Consider the following 23,555-nt stretch of genomic DNA (forward strand, 5'->3'; position numbering starts at 1 on the left):
TTCCACGCCTGAGTGCTTTTTGACCTTTCTGCGTGACGGGATTTTGATCACCCGGAATAGCCAATGCATGACTTGCGGCCTTCAAGGCCCGGATCATGTAGTGCCGATAAGGGTCAGCCATTCTTCCTCTGTCATCGTCTGAATACCAAGTTCCTGTGCCTTGGTCAGTTTTGACCCGGCGCCGGGGCCAGCCACAAGAATATCGGTTTTGGCCGAGACAGAGCCTGATACTTTTGCCCCAAGGGCACTGGCGCGGGCTTTTGCCTCATCGCGTGTCATCAGCTCCAGCTTGCCGGTGAACACAACCGTTTTACCCGACACGGGACTGTCTGACTGTACTTTTTCTGCGACCTGCGGTGATATTTCCGCGAGCAGTCTCTCGACAGCTTCGAGATTATGCTGCTCCACGAAAAAATCGCCCAGGGCTGCCACAACGGTTCCGCCGATGCCATCAACGGCAATCAACTCATCCGTTGCTGCCTGATCGCCAGCAGCGATTTTTTTTGCCGCGATCTGAAAAGCCTCGAAACTGCCATAGGTCTGCGCGAGCAGGCGGCCTGTGGTTTCCCCCACATGGCGGATGCCAAGAGCAAAAATGAGCCGCGCAAGATCCGGCGCGCGGCGGTCATTGATGCCGGCAAAGAGATTGCGCACGGATGTTTCGCCATAACCCTCGCGGTTTCTGAGCGGCGTAAGGCTTTTTTTATCGCGCATTTCCAGCGTGAAAATATCCGCTGGCTCTTTTACCAGACCATCCGTGAAGAATGCTTCGATCTGCTTTGCCCCCAGACCATCAATATCGAGTGCCTGACGGGAGACAAAATGTTTCAGGCGCTCTACCGCCTGTGCCGGACAGATGAGCCCGCCCGTGCACCGCCGCACGGCATCCTCCTTGCCCGTGTTGGCATTGATATCCCGCACGGCATGGCTGCCACAGATGGGGCACGCCTCAAGGGGCTGAAATTTTTTTGCGCCTTTTTTGCGTTCTGAAAGGATGACCTCCACGATCTGCGGGATCACATCACCGGCGCGTTGCACAACAACAGTGTCGCCCTTGCGCACATCCTTGCGGGCGATCTCGTCTTCATTGTGCAATGTGGCGTTGGAGACAACGACGCCGCCAACCGTGACCGGCTGCAACTTGGCAACGGGCGTGAGGGCCCCTGTGCGCCCGACCTGAATATCAATCTCTTCCAGAATGGTCGTCGCCTGCTCTGCGGGAAATTTGTGCGCCGTTGCCCAGCGCGGGGTGCGCGAGCGGAAGCCCAAACGCTCCTGATAATCGAGCCGGTTCACCTTGTAGACGACGCCATCAATATCATATTCGAGGCTGGCACGCTGCCGCTCTATCCCGCGATAGGCGTCGAGCACCTCTTGCATGTTCTGACAAAGAGCTGTGTCCGGATTGGTGGCAAAGCCCCACTCGGAAAATTTTTGCAAGGCATCCCACTGGGTTTGCGCGAAGGGGGCTGAAACAGCGCCCCATGTATAGGCAAAAAAACCGAGGGGCACGCGGGCTGTATTGGCCGGGTCTTTCTGGCGCAAAAAACCGGCAGCGGCGTTGCGAGGATTGGCAAAGACCTTCTCGCCTTTTTTTTCCTGCGCCGCGTTCAGGGCAAGGAAATCCGCTTTGGCCATATAGACCTCGCCGCGCACTTCCAGCACTTCCGGCGCATTTTTTATTTCCCGGGGGATCGCCTGCATGGTCAGCAGGTTGAGGGTAATATTCTCGCCTTCCTGCCCGTCCCCGCGCGTTGCACCCAGGACGAAATGCCCGTCCTCGTACCGCAAACTGGCTGAGAGACCGTCAATCTTGGGCTCGGCAACATAGGCCAGGGCATCCTCATCCGGCACATTCAGGAATTTGCGGACGCTCTCATCAAACTTCAGCGCTTCCTCATCATTGAACGCATTGCCCAGAGAGAGCATCGGCACCGTATGCTTTACTTTCTCGAACCGGCCTGACGGCTTCGCCCCGATTTTTTTTGACGGACTGTCCTCGCGCACCAGTTTTGGGAAGCGCTCCTCGATCAGCTCATTACGGCGACGCAGGAAATCATATTCAGCATCGCTGATCTGCGGTGCATCCTTCTGATGATAGGCCACGTCATGCTGCGCTATTTCTGCTGCGAGCCGCGCCAATTCCTCGCTGGCTTCCTCTCGGGTCAGGGCTTCTACAGATTTTTTTTTCAGGGCGTCTTTTGGCTGTGTGCTTTTGACCGGGTCTGTCATCAGGCAGTTGTCTTCTTTGCTCCAGTGGCAGGTTGCTCGAGCAGCCGGACGGCGGCGGCACGCGCTTCCTGTGTAATTTTTGCACCTGACAGCATTCGGGCGATTTCATCAATGCGCTGCTCGGGTGAAAGAACAGCAATGCGGGTGGTAATTTTTTTACTGCCGGATTTAGCCACCTGAAAATGCGCCCGGGCACGGGCGGCCACCTGCGGCGCGTGTGTTACCACAAGTACCTGCGCATTGGCCGCCAGCTTTGCAAGACGCTCCCCCACCGCATCCGCAACGGCGCCGCCAATCCCGGCATCCACTTCATCAAAAATGATCACGGTCCGGTTTTCCTGTGCCATCAGTGCCGCCTTGAGCGCCAGAACAAAGCGTGACAGCTCCCCCCCTGAGGCAATCTGCTTCAGGGGACCAAGCGGCGCCCCGGGATTTGTCGAGATCAGAAACTGCACCCGGTCGATGCCCGTCGCGCCGGCCAAGTCCTGCCCTGTCTGCACCTCGACCTTGAACACCGCTTTGCCGAGCTTCAGCGGCTCAAGCTCTTTTTTGACAGCCTTGTCGAGTTTTGCTGCCGCCTTGCGCCGGGCAGCAGAGAGCATTTCTGCACGCTTGCCATAGGCCTCTCGCGCGTCAGCCAGATTTTTTTTCAGGATCTCGAAGGTCTCTTCGTCCCGGTCCAGGAGATTGAGGGCCTCAACGGACTGTTGCAGATGCAGATGAAGGTCCCCCGGCAGGACATTATATTTTCTGGCGGCTGCACGCAGGGCAAAAAGTCGCTCTTCTACTGTGTTCAGTTCGTCAGCATCATATTGAAATTTCTCAAGCGCGGCTGAAACAGTCTGCCGCGCTTCCGCCAGTTCGGTCAGCGCTGCATCAATGCGCGTCACAACCTCCATCAATGCTGTATCTGTCATCGCGCCCGAGGCTTCTCCCGCAGCCTCCCGCCCAGCCGGGGAAATTTTTTCCAACCGCGCCAGAACAGAGGTCAGGCGACGCTCCGTCGCATCATCATTGAGCAAACTGGCAGCTTCTTCCATCTCGCCGGCAACCTTCTCGGCGGCCATGAGTGCCGCACGACGGGATGCAAGCGCGGCTTCCTCATCTGCCATTGGGGCCAATGCACCCAGTTCCTCAACCACATGACGCAGATAATCGGCCTCGCGCAGGGCGGCATCGCGCGCCGCCTCTTTCTCATCCAGCGTGTCGCGCGCAGCTTGCACACGCTGCCACGCCGCTTTAACCGCACTGACCTGTCCTTCCAGACCGCCAAAAGCATCCAGCAGACTGCGATGGGCGGCAACTTCGAGAAACCCCTGACCCGCATGTTGTCCATGCACTTCGATCAGCGCGGCACCAATCTCACGTAGCAGACTGATGCTGACAGGCTGGTCGTTGATATAGGCGCGGGAGGGACCATCAGCCTCCTGCACACGGCGCAGGATGATCTCTCCCTGATCTCTGATATCTTCCGCAAATCCATTACTGGCCAGCGCCTGCCAGACTGCGTGCCCCGTCGGCACATCAAAGGCGGCACTGACGATCCCTGATGCTACCCCCTGCCGGACAAGAGACTTGTCCGCCCGAGCCCCCATGGCCAGGCCCAACGCATCAAGCATGATGGATTTTCCTGCCCCGGTTTCACCGGTGAGCGCCGTCAGGCCGTCAGCGAGCGGGATTGTGAGCCGCTCGATCAGGACAATATCCTGAATGAACAACTCCCTGAGCCGTGCTTGTGCCAAGGCCGACCTTGATCTCACGCTGGCGCATGATCGGCTGCGTTTTGACTTTTTGTTCCCGGCTTTAGGAGTGCCGTTATCTGCCAGCCCCAATAAGGTATCGGCGCTGCCGGATACCTCAAGACGCTCATTATCCCGAACTGAAAAATCCAGATCCATCGTTCCTTTTCCCATTCACTGCGGGGATGACGGCATCCCAAGCAGGATTCGGATATAGAACATATAGAGAACAATCAGTTTTCCCGCAACAGTTTTATGAGAACGGATCAGGCAGCCTGTGTAAGTTTACTTGCCGCTATGCCAAAAGCGCAGCGAAGAAAGACTGAAATGTCAGTATTGGAATTGCTCAGCCGTCGACCTGGGCGGTGCGTTGTTCCTGGGCGGCCTCGAACACGTCCTCGAGATTGCGGCTGCGGAACAGGCGATATGTATCTTCATACCATTCCCCACCCGGATAATTGTACCCCAGGATTGCCGCATGGCGCTGCGCCTCTGGCAGGACACCCAGTTCCAGATAGGCTTCGACCAGACGGTGCAACGCTTCTTCCGTGTGACTGGTGGTCTGGAAATTATCGACCACATTATTGAAACGGTTGATCGCGGCGACATGCTGGTTGCGGCGCAGGTAGAAGCGCCCCACTTCCATTTCCTTGCCGGCCAGATGGTCGTAGGTCATGTCCAGCTTCAGGCGGGCATCGCGCGCATATTCCGTGTCCGGATAACGTCGCATGACATCGTTCAGGGCTTCCAGCGCATTTCGGGTAATGTCCTGATCACGCTCCACATCGCGGATGCGCTCGTAATGGCACATGGCGCGCAGGTAATATGCATACGGTGCATCCTTGTTGCCCGGGTGAATAGACAGGAAGCGCTCAATGTCGGCCAGCGCGTCTTCATACTGTGTCTGCTCATATTTTACGAAAGCTGACATGAGCATGGCGCGGCGGGCCCATGAAGAATATGGATGCTGGCGCTCGACCTCGTCGAAGAACAGGATCGCCTCGTCGAAACGACGGCGCTCCATGTTGTCCACAGCTTCCTGATACAGTGCCTCGACCGGGCGCTCTACATACGCGAATTTATCCCGGGCGTCCGTGTCGTTACCGGAGCAGGCAGCAAGACCAAGAGCCAGTGCGCAGGCGGCGGCAAGGGCTTTGACAGAGACAGTGGTTGCAATACGCATATTCGATGGCTCCTAAACTTATGCCAGTAACACTTTTCCAGAATGTCTTATTGGCAAACCGCAGGCGGGTCAAACCTCCAGAGGGCGGGTTGCGGGTCAAAATGGCTTAAAAATCAGAAACGTGGGCGCGGATCAGGCCTGCGCACGGACGCTTTCAGCATCGGCATTGCTGACGCTGACCAGCTCGACCTTGTCCGGATTGTCGAGAATGGCTCTGGCAAGGCGCGTGTTCATGTCATGGCCCGGCTTGAAGGCGGTGACGCGGCCCTGCAACGGCATACCAAGCAGGTAGAGGTCGCCCAGCAAGTCCAATGCCTTGTGGGACGCGAATTCGTTGCTGAGGCGCAGGCCGCCTTCATTCTCGATCTGGCCGTTATTGACAACGATGGCATTATCATAGGAGCCACCCAGCGCCAGACCGCGCGCGCGCATGGCCTCCACGTCGCTCAGGTAACAGAAGGTGCGCGCCGGGGCGACATTGGCCTGAAACTCTGCCGGTGTGACGGTCATTGAGGCACGCTGCTTGCCAATGGCCGGGTCGATATAATCGACCAGCACATCGATATTGAAACCTGGGACTTCATCTTCATCCAGCGGCAGCGCATAGGCCCAGCGGTCCCCGTCCTGGACACTGATTTTTTCCTTGATGCGCAAGGCAAATTTCGGGCTGTTCAGCTGGCGCAGGCCCGCGCGCTCGATGAGCTTGAGGAAGGGCTCGGCACTTCCGTCCATGATCGGCAGCTCGGCATTGTCCACTTCGACAATGACATTATCAACGCCATAGCCTGCGAAGGCTGCCATCAGATGCTCGACAGTGGAAATCTCGATACCATGGTCATTCACCAGCGACGTCCCAAGCTGGGTACCAGCCACATTTGCCGGTGAGGCCTTGATGGAAACCTGATGCAGGGAAGCGGCTTGCGCATCCAGGCTATTGCAGGTCAGAAGATCGATGCGGCGGAAGATGATGCCGGTGCCAGCGGGTGCCGGATGCAGTTGCATATTCACCTGCTCACCACAATGCAGCCCTGTCCCCGCACAAGAGACAGATGTTCTGACAGTGGTTTGCATGAGAAAAGATGAATGTGTGTCTAACTGATCGAACACTGGAATTACGCCCTACACTACAGCCTGACCATACTTAAGATTGGCCGGATTAAAATTGCCCCCACCGGACAATGTGAATATGCGCAAGGGCGCGCGCATTCAAATAAAGGTATGTTACATAATACTACAGACAGCGGTTAACCATCTGTTATTACAGGTTAATTTCTGTAACATCCGGCGCCCGGTCAAGGGGCGCGCCGGATCCTGAATTGGGGGACTCTCTAGCGGCCGTTCTTGCGTCGCAGGAAGGCCGGAATTTCGAGATCCGGATCACGCTCTTCGCGGAACAGGTCATCTGCTTCCGACTTGCGGCGCGGTTGCTGTTTGCGCGCTGGGGGCGTGGCGGGCTGGTCCACGCCGAAAGTCTCTTTCAACAGATTGACGGCCGAGTTGAGTGGCGAGCGGTTTGACTTCTGCTCCTCACGGAACGGATTGCGCAATCCTTTGTTGCCCGCTTCTGTCGCCGGGCGCAGGGTACCGGTGTCTGCTTCATCGGCATCTTCTGTCAGCAATTTGCGGATACGCTCATGCACATCGCCGACCGGGTTTGTCGCCTCTTCTGTGGCGGCAAGGCTGGCGGCGGCAGGCACGTGCCCGGTTTCAGTGGCCCTTGCCTGACCCACATTTGATGCAGGTGCCGCTGGTTCTTCCGTGAACAGTTCATGTGTGGCCGGAATGGTCACATCGCCGTCATCAGAAACCGAGAGATCAGACATGGGCAAGTCCGGCACGTCCACTGTTGTGGCCGGGGCAATCGCGCCCAGCCATGGGCGGGCTTCTTGCTGGACAGGCGGTGCAACAGGCGCTGTGCCCTGCGCAGTCTGGTTCGACACGACCAGCCTCTGCTCTGCGTCAATGCCGGTGGCAACCACGGACACGCGCATCTTGCCTTCCAGTTCACTGGAGAAGGTAGAACCGACAATAATGTTCGCATCGGGATCAACTTCCGAGCGAATACGGTTGGCGGCCTCATCGACCTCAAACAGTTTCATGTCCATGCCGCCGGTGATGTTGATGAGAACACCGCGCGCGCCTTTCATGGAAACTTCATCCAGCAGCGGATTGGAGATCGCCGCTTCTGCCGCCTCCGAGGCACGCTTGTCGCCTTCTGCCTCGCCAGTGCCCATCATCGCCTTGCCCATTTCGGACATGACAGAGCGCACATCGGCAAAGTCAAGATTGATCAGGCCAGGAACGATCATCAGGTCGGTAATGCCGCGCACACCGGAATGCAGCACTTCATCGGCCATGGCAAAAGCATCGGCGAAGGTTGTGTTGTCATCGGCAATGCGGAACAGGTTCTGGTTCGGGATAATCAGCAGCGTATCGACATATTTCTGCAACTCCAGAATGCCTGCATCAGCAATGCGCATCCGCCGCGCGCCTTCAAAATGGAATGGCTTGGTGACGACACCCACGGTGAGAATATTCCGCTCACGCGCTGCCTTGGCGATGACGGGCGCCGCACCGGTGCCCGTGCCACCGCCCATGCCGGCGGTAATGAACAGCATGTTGGAGCCGGAAATGAGGTCCATGACTTCCGCCAGGCTCTCCTCTGCGGCGGCCTGGCCGACTTCCGGCTGGGACCCTGCGCCGAGGCCTTGCGTCAAGGCGGTGCCAAGCTGGATCTTGTGATCCGCCAGCGCCAGACCAACCGCCTGCGCGTCCGTGTTGGCCACGACGAATTCCACGCCTTCCAGCTGGCTCTCAATCATGTTGTTGACCGCATTGCCACCAGCGCCACCGACGCCAATCACAGAAATGCGGGGTTTCAGTTCAGTCACGGTTGGCACACTCAGGTTCAGGGGCATGGGGTCACTCCGGGAAAACAGGACAGCAGGGCGGCGAAAGGATTATGGTTAAAGAATCAGTCATGTCCGTTACCAAATGGTTAACGAGACGTTACCGGATGGCGTATTTCTTACATACGGAAAATTTGTCCGGGGCATTGCTGTTGACGCAAAATCATTAACCTTTGTTAATATTGGTAAAGTTTCTGGTCTATTTGACTCACACAATTATCGTGTCGTTTTTCGGTATCGTAGGAAGTTCAATGAAAAAACTTGTCCTGATCTCACTAGGGTCTGTACCCAATTTAACTGATTGATTTGTTTGTGCAAAGCGTGATTCAGGGATTTCCGAAAGGGAGTCTTAAATGGCGCGGTTTGATTTGTCGGATGAAGAATGGGCGGTGATTGAACCGTTGTTGCCAAAGGTTAGCCGCGGCCCGAAGCGCAAAGATGATCGTACGATCCTGAACGGCATCTTTTACATTTTGCGCACAGGCGCGCCATGGCGGGACTTGCCGGAACGATATGGACCGTACACGACTGCTTACAATCGGTATAACAGGTGGGGCGAGCGCGGCGTCTGGAAGGGCATATTCGATGCGCTCGCTGAAGAATGTGAGGACAGTCTGATCTTCATAGACGCCTCGATTGTCAAAGCTCACCGCGCAGCGAGTGGCTCAAAAAGGGGGAACTGGCGGAAGATATTGGACGCTCACGGGGCGGTCGCACAAGCAAAGTTCACGTGGCCGTAGATGAAAATGGCAGGCCATTGCGCATTGAGGTCACTGGCGGCCATGTTCATGACAGCCAGGTGATGAATGTCTTCCTCGACTGGGAGATGCCGCCTCTGGCGATGGTCCTGGACAAAGCCTATGGCAGTGCGAAGATCAGGCGCGATATCGCCGATGAAGGTGCGTTGGCGGTTATTCCCGCCAAGTCCAATGCGCGCAATCCGGTCCCGCATGACACCAGCCTTTACGCCATGCGTAATATTGTCGAGCGGTTCTTCTGCAAAATGAAAGACATGAGACGGCTGGCTACACGGTTCGAGAAATCTCGAAGGAACTTCATCAACATGATATATCTCTTCGCAGCAAAATGCTGGATCAATTGAGTCCACACCCTAGGCTCAGGACTCATTGATTGATCCAGAAGATTATCGTAGCTGCGATGCAGATGCTTGAGAAGTATGTGTGAGCACAGCGGTCATAGCGGGTGGCGACGCGCCGCCAGTCTTTCAGTCTTCCGAACATGATCTCGACTTTGTGGCGTTGTTTATAGAGAGTTTCGCAAAACTCCGCTGGATGACGCCGTCCTTTTCGCGGTGGGATGCAGGGCTGAATGTTTTTAGCGGTGAGAGCACTGCGAAACTCATCGCTATCGTAACCCTTGTCGCCGATCAGGGTTTTCGCGCCCTCCGGCAGTGCCGGATAGATCAGCTTTGCGCCGATATGATCGCTTGTCTGTCCAGCCGTCAGGCACATGATCAGCGGGCGTCCCATGTTATCGACAACGGCGTGAAGTTTTGAGTTCAAGCCGCCTTTTGTGCGTCCAATGTGCCTGGGAAAAGCCCCTTTTTTAAAAGGCTGGACGCGGTGCGATGGGCTTTCAAATGCGTGGCGTCAATCATCAGCGTTTCGGAAACGTCCCCTTGCGCAGACAGGTTCGAAAAGATGCGATCAAAAACGCCCAAGCGGCTCCAGCGGATAAAGCGATTGTATAAAGTCTTGTGCGGACCATATTCCTTCGGCGCATCACGCCAGCGCAAACCGTTGCGGATCACGAAGATGATCCCGGACAATACACGCCTGTCGTCAACGCGCGGAACACCATGGGATAAAGGAAAATACGGCTCAATCCGTGACAACTGCTCTTTCGATAACCAAATCAAATCGCTCATTGCAAAGCCTCCTTTGCAATCTTGAATCACCGTTCGTATCAGATCACAAGATTAATAGGTCCTGAGCCTAGCTAGCTGGTTGACAGCGCTGTCAGCCAGCTATGCAGACAATACAATTAGTTTGAATCTGACAGGCACTGTCGATGTGAAATGTGGTGTCTTCAGTCTTATCAATAATTCTGACAGCAGCGCTGGGAATTTCAGCTTCGGCACTCTCTCAGATGTTGTAACCGGAAATACGAGAAGTGCCGTTTTGTCTGGGAATGCAACAACAGACGTAGGCGGAGGGATCATTCTTGATGTCAACGATGGCACCAGCCTCGCATTAACATATGCCTGCAATGAACCGTCAGGCTTCTCACGCGTCATTAGCTCCGCCAATAATGGGAAACTGCAAAGGCTGGGTGGGCCGTTGACGGAAGAAAATCAAATTCGATACACAGTTACACACACCGGAACAGAAGGCATTGAATTTTCATCGAGGGAACTGACGGCCCCTATTGAAACAGAGCTAACTGGAAATTTTTTGGTTGGCGTACCGGGCAACATCTCTTTCGCAGCTGATGGCGTACTCATTGAGCAAGGTGAAGTTCTGGGATCAATAAGCCAGACCAGCGTATTTGCAGGTGTTTATACAGACACCGTAACAATATCCATTACATCAAATTCTTCACCGTAATAACATCCATGATGAAAATGGCGGCACTACATACACCATAATAGACTTATGTAAAAAAACCCTTACTTCAGGAATAATTATAAATGCATCAATTCAAAAAGTGGATTATATTTCCTCAATACTTTCTGTTATTTTCTTTATTTTCAACTTAAGTGCTATTGCATATGAAGTCACTCCAATGCGGGTGACATTAAGCTCATCATCTGGTGAAAGCGCTGGGGTCATCCGTGTTCGCAATACAAGACCCACCGACCTGCCCGTAGAAATTCTGGTTGAAAAGAGACTGATTGCCGAGGATGGTACACAGACATTTGTGCCCGCCGACGATGATTTTATCGTTTTTCCACCCCAGGCATTGATCGCACCGCAAAGTACACAATCAATCCGGGTTCAGTATATCGGCGAGCCAAGCATGGCGGAAACCATTGCCTATGTGATGAAAGTTGCCGAGGTCCCAGTTGTTCAGGAAGATGCAACCGGGATAACTGTTGCTTACAATTTCGGGGTGGCACTTTATATTCGTGCTGATAACCCGAACGCTACTCTCACCTTATCCAGCATTGAAAAGACTGATGATAACAAACTGGATTTCGCCATCAGGAATAGCGGCAACGATTATGGCACCACTGTTGGCAAGACTGTAGTGGTCGAAACAGCCCACGGGCGCAAGCAGATTGATCTGACGGGCAAGGGTGTCGGCAATCCGTTGATTCCACCAAACTCAGTCAGAACTTTCAGCCTGGATATTGGGGAATTAGACCAGGACATCAATCTTGAGGGGGAGTTGACGGCGAGCATCAGGTAATATTTCGCCGCTAGTTTTTAGTTCAGTATCATGAGTAACCTTTTTCGAAGAGGCTTACCGCTGCTATTTTTGCTGGCGGCCACAGCCCTGTTGATATTTTTTCTGACACGCCCTGGACCGGATGCTCCAGTAGAAGAACCTGATGAAACAGAACAGGAAGAAGTCACAGACGCTGATATCGCCGGTGGTGCAGACGGCACGCGCGCAGATGAAACCGATACAAACCTTTCTGACGCAAGTGCAGGTCTTGATAACGAAGCGGACACTGACAGCATCGCAGAAGATGCTGCCCCTGCCGAGACTGATGAAACACAGACTGTTACGACAGATGAGGATGGGGCCAACACGGAAATTGACACAGCAGGTGATGTGAGCACTGAAACGGAGGTACCGGATAGAACCGTGCCAGACAGAGCCGTGCCTGAGAGAACATTACCCGAAAGCATACGCCCCCTGGTGCCGGCCATTCCGCCTGTTTCTCGCGAAGAACGCGAAGCGGCCGAAAGAGCTGCACAGGAAGCCGCCCGCGCAGAAGCCGAGAGACAGGCACAGGCTGACCTGGCCGCTGCTGCGGCGGAAGAGCCCACCGTGACCATGACATTGCCGGTTCTGATTGAGGGCCGCAGGGCACCGGGCGTGATGGCGCAGGCCACCGTGAAAGAACTGAAAGCCGTGTCGCCGAGCGGCTTGTCCAACAGTCTTGGTGACGCCATTAATGACGAAATGCGCCAAAGCCTTGAGGCGATGGGCGACGAGATGGTCTCCATCGAGCGGATTGAGCAGATGACCGGGCTCGATCTCTATCTCGACCCGGCCACCCTGTCCGTGGCGGCGCAGTTGCCCGATGGCTTGCAGAAGAACCAGCAATTTGCCGGGGCTGATCGCTTCCGTGATCCTAATGTGCCCCTGGTGCCTGCTGCCAATTTTGCCTTCGGGCTTTCTACCGTTTTTTCCGCCAATGATACGCTGGATGACCAGTTTGACCCGCTATACGGGCTGGAATTGAACGGCTTTACCAATTTCGGCGGTATTGACGGCATCAATGTCGATTTCAGTGGCAGCTATATCTATGATCCAAACACTGAGGAAAGTGACTTTCGGCGCGGGCGGATCATTGCCTTCAAGGATGATATTGAACGCGCCATCCGCTATTCCTTTGGCGATCTGCTTTCTGCGCCGCTGCAGCTGGCCGGAGATTTTGACTTTCTCGGTTTTTCCGTAGAGCGCAATTTCTCGCAGCTGCAACCACGGCGCAATGTCCGCTCTCTTGGCCGCTCCTCGCTGACGATTGAGCGCCCGTCCATTATCGAGGTTTATTCAAACGGCATCCTGGTCAACACATTCAGCGCAGACCCTGGTGTTGTGACCCTGAACGATATTCCCCTTACCGAGATTACCAATAATGTGGTTGTCGTTGTGGAAGATTCATTTGGTCGCCGCGAAGTGGACAATTTCTCCGTTGCCACGGACATCAACCTGCTGGAGCCAGGCCTGAACCAGTTTTCGATTTCTGGCGGTGTACGGCGTGATGACGCAGACCTGTCTGATATTGCCTACACGGAAGACCCTGTTGTTACCGGTACTTACATGCAGGGGATCACCAACAACCTGACGCTTGGAGCAAATGCCACCTATTCAGAGGAAATTTCCCAACTGGGCGCTTCGCTCGTGACGGCAGCCCTGAATGGCATTATATTGCTCGATTCCTCCTTCAGTTTCAGCGACGAATTTGGCACGGGCTATGCCGGCAGCATTGATTATCGCGCCGGACCATTTAACCGGTTTCTGGAAAATGATTTCCTGTCGGTACAGTTCGACTATTTCTCCGAGGATTACACGACACTTTCCAGTTTCGATTTTGTGTCAGATACAGAGTTCAACACCAACGCCTCGTATAATTTTGATGCATTTCTGGACACGAATATCTCTCTGGGTACATCCTATTCGCAAAGCCGCACCGCCGATGACCCTGATGTATCCCTTTCACTTGGTGTGAACCGTCGTTTCGGGCGACTGAATTTCAACACTATTTTCAGGTACACAGACCTCTCAACCGGGCGGGAAGATTTTGGCGCTTTTTTCAATATCTCCCGAACATTCGGTAACAGGCTGTTCGCCAACGCCAATTATGACACGCTCTCGGAAACGAGCCGCGCCGAGTTCAGCCGTCGCCCGAGCCTGCAGGTGCCTGATTATGACTATCGCCTGAGCGTGCAGGATACGCCGAATGATACAAACATCTTCGGTAATTTCGGGTACCAGACCAACCGGTTCGAGACTGACATCAGCCTGACCCAGAACCTGCCAGATGCCAGCGGACAGCCGGAACGAACGAATGCCCGATTCCGTGCTCAGTCCGGCATTGCCTATGCGGATGGCAAATTCGGCTTTGGCCGGGACCCCTCGCGTGGCTTCTATCTTGTCGACAAGCATGGCTCCCTCTCCAATGCACAGGTGGTGCTCAATGACGGCAATGCCGGCCCGCCCCTTGGACAGGCGGACATATTCGGCCCTGCCGTTATCCAGCCAGGGGGCGCCTACCGCATTGATAACCTGACGGTTGGCGTGAAGAATGCACCGCCCGGCTACAATATCGGTGACGGTCGATACTACATCCAGCCAGGTGCCCGGACCGGCACCCGCATCACCGTTGGCTCAGCAGCATTCCGCACAGTTGTTGCCAGACGGAGTTATCTGGATGAACCCCTTGCCCTTGCCTATGGCAGCCTGCGCCGTGAAGGTTCTGACGAACGCACCCCATTTTTCACCAACAGGACCGGCCGCGCTGCCTTCAATGAACTGCAGCCCGGCACTTATGTTGGTACGGTTGCTGGCAAAAACCTGCAATTTACGTTTACAGTGGGCCGGGAAGATCCTGCCTATGTTGATCTTGGAGAAATAACCGTGAGGCCCGGCGCATGAAGTATCTCGCATCTCTTGCCATCATGACAGCGGGACTGCTGCTGTCACCATCTGCTCTGGCCTGCACCAATCTCGTCCTCGATATCACCCAGACAGAGGGCAGCAATTACACGCAATCGGACGATATTCCGCTGGTGATTTCGCTCTCTATCGAGAAAACCTCATCTAATGAAGATGATACCTGTCTGACACAGCCCATTTTCCTCGATGCCATCAATAACGGGCCGCTGGATCTGACGGATGGCGGCAATGCGATCACGACCGATATTATTCAGTCCACTGACCTGATGCCTGTGGGCACCCAGCGGGCACGACTGAGTGATTTTGCGCTGGCCAGGCTGTTCCTTGGCGAGACCCTGACGGTTGAGGCGTCATCTGGCACAACCATTGTCAGCACGTTCAATCTGCTGAGCACTGTTGAGCCAGGATTGCGCTTTGAAGGAGAGGCCGGTGACGGACAGCTTGAGCTCGACCTTGGCACACTCGAAGCTGGCACATCCGGCGAAAGCAGCTTCATGTTCAGGTCAAATACAGACCTGACCGTCACTGCGATGTCTGATAATGAGGGTAACCTCGTACATGAAAGAGGCAGTAGTTTTGGGGAAATTCCGTATAACGCCTTTTTATCCGGTATACCCATTGATCCACAGGGCGGCGATGAGGTCACCCTCAATGTCAATACAGCCGTGATCAACAGCGAAACGGTGAGAATTGAAATCCCCCCCTTCCCTGAAACATTTGCAGGACAGTATAATGATGTCCTGACACTGACTTTCGTGCCCTTTTAGAGCCCTGTCAGCGGCAAATCAGAAATAGATGATTTCTATTGATACCGGCTCTGTTGGCGGTAGCGCTTCTTCAAGCTGAAAGGAAAAGTCCTGCTGGCCAGGGCGATACAGCCTGACGGCAACCTCATTCATACCTGGCTGAACATCTGTTACGGCATTGGTGCTCTGCGCCGCGACAACCTGTAACTGATCTGACGGGCTGGACAGCATGAAGCGGAAATATTCCGTATTGCAGGCCGTGCGCACATTGATTGTCGGTCTGTCCTGCAATTCAGTTCTGACCTGCTCTGTGACCTTGCAGCTGGGTGCGATTGTCATCGACAGTTCAATGGTCACCTGATCGCCAGCCTGCGCTGCGGCAACCATGCCCCACAACGCAACACAGACCATGCTCAAACAGATTTTACGCATACTGTACCCACCAGAAACTGGGGGCAGAATACGGCGATCAGTTTAAGGAAGAGCAAATTTTTAAGAAGATTTTCATTAAGGTTATCAGACAGTTAAGGATAATGACTGGTAACCTTCCGGATGACAGAGGCAACCATCCACATCGGGCTTAACGTCTGCAAGACACCTGATTGCCTGAGGCAGCCCAGAAAACCTGAAACAGTACCCTAACCGGGCAAGCCTATTTCGATGTTGCCTGGTAGACGCCATCCCAGTCTTCGCCTGGCGGGTTCTGGCGATATTCATCGATGCGGGTTTGCATGACATCATAATAGCCGTCCACGAACCATGTTGCGGCCAGTGGTCTTGCTTCTGCCGCAATGCCCTCAGCTTCATCCCAGTCCTGCGAACGATACGCAGCAAGATAAGCGGTCTGGAGTTGCTGCCAGTCCTTATAGGTCTGGGTCTGCGCCTCTTTCTCGTCGCCCACCAGCGTATAAATCGTTTCTGGTGCCTGGCGGCCGACCACGCGCAGCTGATCCACCTCGACGCGGGCAAAGTCAGGTGCCCCTTCAGCCGTCGCGCTGCCGATGATGATGTGCAGTTTGTATTGCTTGGTCAGGCCTTCCACGCGGGATGACAGGTTCACCGCATCGCCCAGCACCGAATAGGCAAAGCGCTGTGTCGAGCCCATATTGCCGACGCTACAGGGGCCGGAATTGAGGCCGATCCCGATATTCGTCTCCACCGGGAGCGGTGCATTTTCAGGGTCATTATGGAATTGCTTGTTCATTTCCCGCAATGTGTGGATCATTTGCAGCGAACCACGACAGGCGTTGCGGGCATGGTCCGGGTCATCCAGCGGCGCATTCCAGAAACTCATGATCGCATCGCCGATATATTTGTCGATTGTCGATTTTGAATCCATCAGAATTTCGGTCATGGGTGTCAGGAAATTGTTGAGGAACAAAATCAGTTCCTGTGGTGACAGTTGCTCGGAGATTTTCGAGAAGCTCCGTATGTCGCAGAACAGGATGGTAATGTCCTTCTCAACCCCACCAAGCTGCAGAAGGGACGGGTCTTCAGCGATCTGGTCAACCATGTCGGGCGACAGGTAATGGTCAAACGCGCCGCGAATCTCGGCTTTCTCAGATTCGGTCAGATAGAAGCTGGAGATAATCGTCACCATGGAGATGAAAACCAGTGCTGCTGCCGCAAAGGTCGGATCAAACAGGATCTGGCTTTCCGTGTACTGCAACCAGGAGAACAAGAAGAGCGCGATCAGGGAGATAACCGTGATCAGGCCCCCGCGCACCGCACCAAGGAATGAAAGCATGAATGCCAGGATTGTCCCGCCGACGAGGATGATAATACCAACAACGCTCTGGCCCCAATAGGGATTGACCAGAAACTGTTCTGTAAGCATCTGTTCAATCATCTGGGCGTGAATCAGCACCCCGGGATACGACCCGTTCATGGGTGTGGAACGCAAATCGAGCAGGCCGGGTGCCGATGGTCCGATCAAAATAATGTGTCCGGCTAATTGCTCCTGCAATTCCTGCATACTATAGGCGCCTGGCGTACCTGTCCCGGCCTTGATCACTTTCCAGGCCGGAATGCGGCGCTCTGGGCGTTCCTCGGAATAATGCACCAGAAACTCACCCTGGCTATTCGTCGGAATCTGGAAGTCACCAATTTCCGAAACGATACGAACGGTAGAAACAAAAGCAGGGCCTTCACTACCACTACCAAACTCCCCGCTGCCTGAAGAACTTTTAATCTGTATCGTACCAGCACCGATTGCCACACGTAATGCCTCCAGAGACAGGGACGGGAAAATCTGTTCGTCGATCCGCGCAAGCAATGGCGCTTTACGGATCACGCCGCCATCAATACTGGCCACACTGACGAAGCCGGAGCCTTGCGCGCCCTCGTCGATTACCGGCAAAGTTCGCGTAGATGTTTCATAGGCCGGCATCTGATCTTTGGCGCTCGCACCAATTTCTACAAAGCCGTAGCGCACTGGCGGCAGCACTTGCTCCCTGCCCTCTTCCAGACGCGGTGTGAGAAAATACCCTGTGACAATATTTGTCTGGGTCTGGGCAAAACTCTGCCCGAGATAGGCATCATGGTCAGGCAGGGCCGTGATGGCGTCGAACGCCTCGAAAGAAAGACCGTTGTTCAGAAGCATCCCGGCGATATTGCCCGGCGATGTGCGGTCAGGCTCAGAGAACACGACGTCGTATACCACCGCCGCAGCGCCGATCTGGCCCAGCTTGATGCTCATATCGGCAAAATCTGTCCGCGGCCACGGCCACTGGCCCAGCACTTCCAGAGATTCATCATCAATATCGATGACTTTAACAGGTGCCTCAACATACTCGCGCGGCTGCTGGCGCTGATATTCATCAAACAGCAAATTGCCCACATCTTTCAGGGCAGAGGGAAAACTATAGAAAGAGAAAAGCGCCAGCACCACACTTGCCAGCCCCAGAAACAACGGGATCAGCTTTTTGCTGCGTCCGACAAGAAGCCTAATTCTCTGTGCATTATCAGCCACGATAACCCCCTCATAATGCCGATTTGTTAACCTTTAACCCGGAGTTGGCCCCGGCGTCCAGCAACACATTGCCCGAAAATAACTGCCGAGGTGCTAATCCGGCCATGGCACACCATAAAGGTGTGGGAGAAAAACATTTCTGGCATGGTATTTGAGGGCTTGCTCTTGTTTCACTTAGTATCCTACACTCAAAAATAAGTGTGGTACTCATTGACAGGGAGGGGGACTCATCCTGTGACTTTTGCTATTTCCAATTTGACTGAAACCAGCCGACGCATTGCGAAAATCGCTGCTGCGCTGGCCGTTTCCGCCAGTATCTCCGCTCTGGCTGCTGCCCAGGCGCAGGATACGATCACCTTTGACGACGTTTTCAGTAACCCTGACGACAAACAGTTGAACATTGATTACGCCCGCCAGGAAGCTGCTGCGGGTAATCTTCTTGCTTCTGCTGCAACGCTTGAACGGCTTCTGCTGACTGACCCGAACTGGGACGAAGCCCGCCTGTTCTATGCCGCAGTGCTATATCGCCTCGCCGATTACTCGGGCGCTGAGCGAGAAGTACGAATTCTTGAAGGGCGTTCGCTGTCTCCACAACTTCAGGAACAGCTTGAAGACTTCAAAGGCCGTATTGACAACAAACAGAGAAAGACAAGGCTGAGCGGCAGCATTGCCGTCGGCTTCACCTATGATGATAACGTGGCGGTCAATAATGACGACCCGTCAATCGATCCGAATAATGCCCCTACTCAGTCTGATGAAGCCTTCACTTTCCGCGCACGCGGCAAGTATGAATATGAAATTGGCGGCGAGCAGGATCTGAAATTTGTTGCCCTCTTCAGCACGCTCAGCAAGCGCTATGATGATTTCGGCCGCGTTGATTTCAACTTCATCGCCGCCCGCACCGGCTTTGAGGGGGCCAATGGCCCTTACGACTGGCGCATTCTGGCTGATTTCAAGAACCTTGATATTGTCGGTGACCAGTATCTGCGTGAAGGCGGTGCAAGCGTCCGCGTCCGCCGTGAGATGACGGCCCAAACGTCGCTCCAGCTTGATGCAGATGCGAGCTATCAGGAATATGACAACATCACGATCGGCAACACAGAGACCCTGTTTGAAGATCAGCGTGCCGGGCTCAAATATACAGTGATTGGCTCCGTGAACCATAAGTTCGACAGCCAGACACGTGGCAGCGTCGGCATCGGCTATCAGAAGAAAGAAGCTGATTTCGAAGCTTACGAGTTCGACACAGCCTTCTTCACGACTTCACTCAGCCGCAGCTTCAAAAACGGCTCCTACGCGATTGGTAGTTACTTCTATCGTGACGTTGAATATGCCGCACCGGACACAATTGTTGTGCCGGGTGCAACCGAGCCACGCGAAGAAGACCGGCATTATGCCCGCGTCGCTGTTGGCGTGCCTGTCGGGGCCGTCTTCGAAAGTGAAAACGCCAATCTGCAGGAAACACTTGATGATCTGCGGGTTGAATTTTCAGTCTTCTATGACGACCGTCAGGCAAATTTCGATGTTTACGACTACGACAATACAGGCGCTGAAGTTCAGCTGATCTGGAATTTTGACCGTTAATGCGGTCATAACAACCACGGGAGACGAGGAGATATGACCATGGTGCCCACTACTGTCCTGAAAAGCGTGGCGACTGCCGCCATGCTGACTGCAACCGCATCTATCTTGATGCCGGCCGCTGCCCAGCAAACTGAAATTGGCGTCAATGCCGCTGTGCGCAACGATGTGACCCTGCAATCCGCTGGCGAAGCACCGCGTGACGCGGTCGTCAAAGGCGAGGTTTACCTCGGTGACAAAGTGGAAAGTGGTGCTGCAGGTGCCCTGCAAATTCTGCTGAAAGACGAGACCGTTTTCACAGCCGGTCCCAACTCCTCCATCATAATCGACGAGTTTGTCTACAATCCGGCGACCGCTGACGGCAATATGTCTGCAAATATCGCCCGCGGCACTTTCCGCTTCATGTCCGGCAAGATTGCGTCGAACCCGAACAATGTGAAGCTAAACTCACCTGTCGCCACCATGGGTGTACGCGGCACAATGATTGAAGGTGTTATCGGACAGGATGCTGTTGACCTTGCGCGGTCTGAAGGCCTGATCGACGATACATCGGGTGTCGATGCAGACAACGCCCTGCTGGTTGTTCTGCGTGGCCCTGGCCGTGAAAATCAGGGCACGAACAAGCGCGGTGAACTGGACGTGATTACCACAACCAGCAGCAAGCGTCTTGATGAAGCTGGCCAGGCGGCCTTTGTGCCGGCCGCTGGCTCTACCGTCTTCGGTCCGTTCACGCTTTCTGTTGAGGCACTGGATGTCTTCAGTTCCAATCTGCGCACAGCGCCAACAGGGGCCAGCACCGGCGAAGGTGGCATCGGCAATGTTGATGAAGCATCTGGTGGCGACTCTGCCATCTCCGAAGATTCAGGTATCAATTTCGACATTGATGAAACTGAAATTCTTGAAGACCTGAACGACGCGACAGACGCGGCGGATGCTGGCAACGAGCCAGACTTCCCAACAGGTCCTGAGTGTGACATCAACCCTGATCAAACAGGTTGTAACTGATCCTCAGCTGAAAGTTCAGCAAACGGAAAAGCCGCTCGTTTGAGCGGCTTTTTTGTTGGGAAGCTTATGAAACTGATAATGTGGATGCCTGCCCACTGCTTGGCGGCGCTGGCTTTAAGTCAACAGGCCCCCTCCTGCTTATTCCTCGTCGCGCAGGCCTGTTATACCAGCCAGATCCTCCGCATAGGTTTTCTTGGTATCCACCTCCATGCCACGCTGGATCTGAATGCGCTGGGCTTGCGGTGACCCTGCCCCGTGCAGGGACTCAGTGAGATAACCCACCGCATTGCGGCCAAGCGTCATGTTTTCAATCAGGCGCAACATGCGCTGGCGCACTTCCACCGGCATGTTGGAGCGCCCGCGCAGATATTTCTTCAGCATGGGACCTGTTGTCTCATCCTCAAAATCAGCCTCCGCCGGCATGGTCACCATCAGCCCTCCCGCCAGATCCTGCGCGAAGCGTGAAATCTCGTATGGGAACCGCGTCACGTTATGCTTGCAGACATTGGCCAGCATCTGGTCATTGATATAGATGCCGGATGGCAGCTCTTGCGCCTCATGGCTGGAGGCGATGGCTGATGAATAGATCGTCTCATTGAGATGGGTCATCTCAACCAGCTTGTCCTTGATATGACTGGCGTGATCGGCCCCGTTATATTCGGCAATAGACGCCGCTGCCCCCACGAGCACATCGCCAAGGCCTGTCTTGCAGACATAACTTGCCCGATGATAGGAGGTGAAGCGCGCGACCATTTCCTGCGCGAATTCATATTCGCCGTCCATCATAACGTGCGCCCACGGAATGAATACATCATCGAATACCGCCAGCACTTCCTGGCCACCATAGGTCGCGTTGCCCTTGTCAATCTCTCCCATTTCCATGGCCCGCGTGTCACAGGACTGGCGGCCATAGATATAGGTAATGCCTTTCGCATCCCCCGGCACCAGACCGGCCACTGCATAGTCACGATCAGATTCACTGAGATTCATTGTCGGCATCAACGCAATCCAGTGACTGTTCAGACCGCCCGTCATATGTGCCTTGGCACCGCGCACATAAATGCCGTCCTCATCGCGTTTGACGATGCGCATGAACAGGTCCGGGTCCGCCTGATCACTCGGGCGCTTAGACCTGTCCCCTTTCGGGTCGGTCATGCCAGCCGCAATCATGACGTTATTTGTCTGCGCCTGCTTCAGGAAGGTCAGGAAACGCTCATGATAGGACGTCTGGTGTTTCTGGTCGATGTCATAGGTTATGGAATGCAGCACACTGATGGCATCAAGGCCGGTACAACGCTGGAAGCAGGTGCCTGTCAGTTGCCCGAGGCGGCGCTGCATCCTGTTTTTCATCACCAGATCCTGCGGAGCGCCTACAATATGCAGAAAGCGGTTCACCGGCGCGTCAACAAGATCACTATGCGCTGTCGCCAGTTCAGGGTCTTCCACGGCCAATTCGTAGGTTTTCCTCAGGGCATTGATTGAAGGGCGGATGATCGGGTGCTCCACGTAATCATCAACCGTCTTGCCAAACATGTGCACGGTCAGCTCCCGCCCGCGCAGGGAATTCACATAATCCTCGCCGGTTTTGATCGGCTTGAACCTGCTCCAGCGTGTCTGCGCTGTTTCTTTGTGTTCAATCTTTGCCATGCTCTGCTCGCCTTTCAGTTGATTGCCTTGCTTGCCCGCAGGTCATCTCTTTGTGATGCCGAGAGGCCCAGGTCGCTCAAAATCTCGTCTGTATGCGCGCCAATCGCCGGGGCCGCAGACGGGGCTCTTGTCTTGCTGACAGAATAGCGCGGTGCCGGGGCGGGCAGCTTATGCCCATCCACCTCCGTGAAAGTCTGGCGCGCCTGATTATGCGGGTGGTCAGGCGCCTCCGACAGGGACAGCACCGGCGCAAAACAGATCTCCGCATCTTCCAGCAGGGCACACCATTCATCGCGCGTTCTGGTTTTGAAAATTGCCGTGAGCTGTTCTTTCAACTCCGGCCAGCTGTCAGGGTCCTGCTGCGCGTCGAAGGCCGGGTCATCGAGGCCAAGCGCATCGCGCAAATTCGCATAAAACTGTGTTTCGATCGCGCCAATGGAAATCCACTTTCCATCTTTCGTTTCGTACACATCATAATAATGGGAGCCGGTATCAATGATATTCTGTCCCGGCATATCCTGCCACATGCCGGAGGCTTTGAACCCCCAGGTCAGGCTAGCCAGCAAAGCAGAACCATCTGTCATCGCACAGTCAATCACTTGGCCCTGCGCACCGTTCTTCACCGCGAGTAAGGCACTGACCATGCCAAAAGCCAGCATCATCGCACCGCCGCCGAAGTCACCAAGATAATTTACCGGCGGCGTCGGTTTCTCACCCGCCCGGCCACAGGAATGAAGAACACCGGAAAGCGCAATATAGTTGATGTCATGGCCCGGCGCCTGTGCATAAGGGCCGGTCTGGCCCCACCCCGTCATCCGGCCATAGACAAGCCCGGGATTGCGCTTGAGCAGATCATCCGGGCCAAGGCCCAGCCGCTCCATCACACCGGGGCGGTTACCTTCAATCAGCCCGTCAGCTGTATCAACCAGCTTGCGCGCCAGTTCAGCGCCTTCCGGCTGCTTGATATTGATGACGATGGACTTGCGCCCGCGCGCGAGCGGGTCAACGGGCGGAATGCGCATACCGCCGCGCTCAATGCGAATGACTTCCGCCCCGTGATCGGCCAGCATCATGCCACAAAACGGGCCAGGCCCGATCCCGGCGAATTCAACGATACGGATACCTTCCAGCGGCCCCGGCATGATGCACATTCTCCCTGTAGTTTTTCACCGCAGAATCACACGCAGCACCGGCAAATACAACCGTCAGCCGCAGCTTTAGCGCCAG

The 23,555-nt window shown here is 54.8% G+C and carries 16 protein-coding genes and 1 pseudogene; 7 read left to right on the forward strand and 10 right to left on the reverse strand.

Going from position 1 to position 23,555, the window contains the following annotated elements:
• Positions 1 to 93: 93 nt before the first annotated feature.
• The 5 genes from ligA to ftsZ all read right to left on the reverse strand — a co-directional run bounded on the left by ligA (position 94) and on the right by ftsZ (position 8,072).
• Positions 94 to 2,232 carry an NAD-dependent DNA ligase LigA gene (ligA, locus tag RAL90_RS11225; RefSeq protein ID WP_306250631.1) on the reverse strand — a complete coding sequence of 713 codons (2,139 nt, stop codon included), beginning with the start codon at positions 2,230 to 2,232 and terminating at the stop codon, positions 94 to 96.
• The gene (gene recN / locus RAL90_RS11230) at positions 2,232 to 4,130 is read right to left on the reverse strand and encodes a DNA repair protein RecN (RefSeq protein WP_306250633.1); all 1,899 of its coding nucleotides are present in this window, start codon (positions 4,128 to 4,130) and stop codon (positions 2,232 to 2,234) included. Before recN ends, ligA begins: the two co-directional genes overlap by 1 nt.
• 187 nt (positions 4,131 to 4,317) lie before the next feature.
• Entirely contained in the window at positions 4,318 to 5,154 is an 837-nt protein-coding gene (locus RAL90_RS11235; protein ID WP_306250635.1) for an outer membrane protein assembly factor BamD, read from the reverse strand.
• Between the two features lie 132 nt (positions 5,155 to 5,286).
• Positions 5,287 to 6,225 carry a UDP-3-O-acyl-N-acetylglucosamine deacetylase gene (lpxC, locus tag RAL90_RS11240; protein WP_306254055.1) on the reverse strand — a complete coding sequence of 313 codons (939 nt, stop codon included), beginning with the start codon at positions 6,223 to 6,225 and terminating at the stop codon, positions 5,287 to 5,289.
• A gap of 257 nt (positions 6,226 to 6,482) precedes the next feature.
• Entirely contained in the window at positions 6,483 to 8,072 is a 1,590-nt protein-coding gene (gene ftsZ, locus RAL90_RS11245; protein WP_306250637.1) for a cell division protein FtsZ, read from the reverse strand.
• 371 nt (positions 8,073 to 8,443) lie between these two features.
• On the opposite strand from ftsZ, the pseudogene RAL90_RS11250 reads away from it, so the two are divergent.
• Positions 8,444 to 9,162 (forward strand): annotated as a pseudogene (locus RAL90_RS11250) (IS5 family transposase); the annotation flags it as partial.
• A 25-nt stretch (positions 9,163 to 9,187) separates the two neighbouring features.
• Here the strand turns inward: RAL90_RS11250 and RAL90_RS11255 are convergent.
• Positions 9,188 to 9,951 (reverse strand): IS5 family transposase gene (locus tag RAL90_RS11255; RefSeq protein ID WP_306250504.1). Its coding sequence is split into 2 segments (ribosomal slippage): positions 9,188 to 9,618 and positions 9,618 to 9,951, totalling 765 coding nucleotides; the frame shifts between segments, so codons are not numbered across the junction.
• A gap of 79 nt (positions 9,952 to 10,030) precedes the next feature.
• Between RAL90_RS11255 and RAL90_RS11260 the strand changes: the two genes are divergently transcribed.
• From RAL90_RS11260 to RAL90_RS11275, 4 genes are all read left to right on the forward strand, one after another.
• A complete protein-coding gene (locus tag RAL90_RS11260; RefSeq protein WP_306250639.1) occupies positions 10,031 to 10,630 on the forward strand; it encodes a hypothetical protein in 600 nt (199 codons plus the stop codon).
• Positions 10,631 to 10,808: 178 nt separating this feature from the next.
• Entirely contained in the window at positions 10,809 to 11,435 is a 627-nt protein-coding gene (locus RAL90_RS11265) for a fimbria/pilus periplasmic chaperone (RefSeq protein ID WP_306250641.1), read from the forward strand.
• Between the two features lie 30 nt (positions 11,436 to 11,465).
• Positions 11,466 to 14,357, forward strand: coding sequence for a fimbria/pilus outer membrane usher protein (locus RAL90_RS11270; protein WP_306250643.1), 2,892 nt, complete (start codon positions 11,466 to 11,468; stop codon positions 14,355 to 14,357).
• Positions 14,354 to 15,145, forward strand: a complete 792-nt coding sequence (locus tag RAL90_RS11275; protein WP_306250645.1) for a hypothetical protein — start codon at positions 14,354 to 14,356, stop codon at positions 15,143 to 15,145. Before RAL90_RS11270 ends, RAL90_RS11275 begins: the two co-directional genes overlap by 4 nt.
• Positions 15,146 to 15,163: 18 nt before the next feature.
• On the opposite strand, the gene RAL90_RS11280 is transcribed toward RAL90_RS11275, so the two are convergent.
• Both RAL90_RS11280 and RAL90_RS11285 read right to left on the reverse strand, forming a co-directional pair.
• A complete protein-coding gene (locus tag RAL90_RS11280; RefSeq protein WP_306250647.1) occupies positions 15,164 to 15,556 on the reverse strand; it encodes a hypothetical protein in 393 nt (130 codons plus the stop codon).
• Between the two features lie 220 nt (positions 15,557 to 15,776).
• Positions 15,777 to 18,095 (reverse strand): CHASE2 domain-containing protein, encoded by a 2,319-nt coding sequence (locus tag RAL90_RS11285; protein ID WP_306250649.1) that lies wholly within the window; start codon positions 18,093 to 18,095, stop codon positions 15,777 to 15,779.
• A 234-nt stretch (positions 18,096 to 18,329) separates the two neighbouring features.
• Between RAL90_RS11285 and RAL90_RS11290 the strand changes: the two genes are divergently transcribed.
• Together RAL90_RS11290 and RAL90_RS11295 are read left to right on the forward strand one after the other, a co-directional pair.
• On the forward strand, positions 18,330 to 19,679 hold the full coding sequence (locus RAL90_RS11290) for a surface lipoprotein assembly modifier (RefSeq protein ID WP_306250651.1): 1,350 nt from the start codon (positions 18,330 to 18,332) through the stop codon (positions 19,677 to 19,679).
• Between the two features lie 39 nt (positions 19,680 to 19,718).
• On the forward strand, positions 19,719 to 20,681 hold the full coding sequence (locus RAL90_RS11295; RefSeq protein WP_306250653.1) for a FecR domain-containing protein: 963 nt from the start codon (positions 19,719 to 19,721) through the stop codon (positions 20,679 to 20,681).
• Between the two features lie 138 nt (positions 20,682 to 20,819).
• Here RAL90_RS11295 and RAL90_RS11300 read toward each other — a convergent pair whose 3' ends face one another.
• Positions 20,820 to 22,328: a 4-hydroxyphenylacetate 3-hydroxylase family protein gene (locus RAL90_RS11300; protein ID WP_306250655.1), complete on the reverse strand. Its 1,509-nt coding sequence runs from the start codon at positions 22,326 to 22,328 to the stop codon at positions 20,820 to 20,822.
• A gap of 14 nt (positions 22,329 to 22,342) precedes the next feature.
• Entirely contained in the window at positions 22,343 to 23,470 is a 1,128-nt protein-coding gene (locus RAL90_RS11305; RefSeq protein WP_306250657.1) for a CaiB/BaiF CoA-transferase family protein, read from the reverse strand.
• Between the last annotated feature and the right edge of the window lie 85 nt (positions 23,471 to 23,555).

It is taken from the genome of Parvularcula sp. IMCC14364 (genome assembly GCF_030758415.1).
Classification (GTDB): Bacteria; Pseudomonadota; Alphaproteobacteria; order Caulobacterales; family Parvularculaceae; genus Aquisalinus.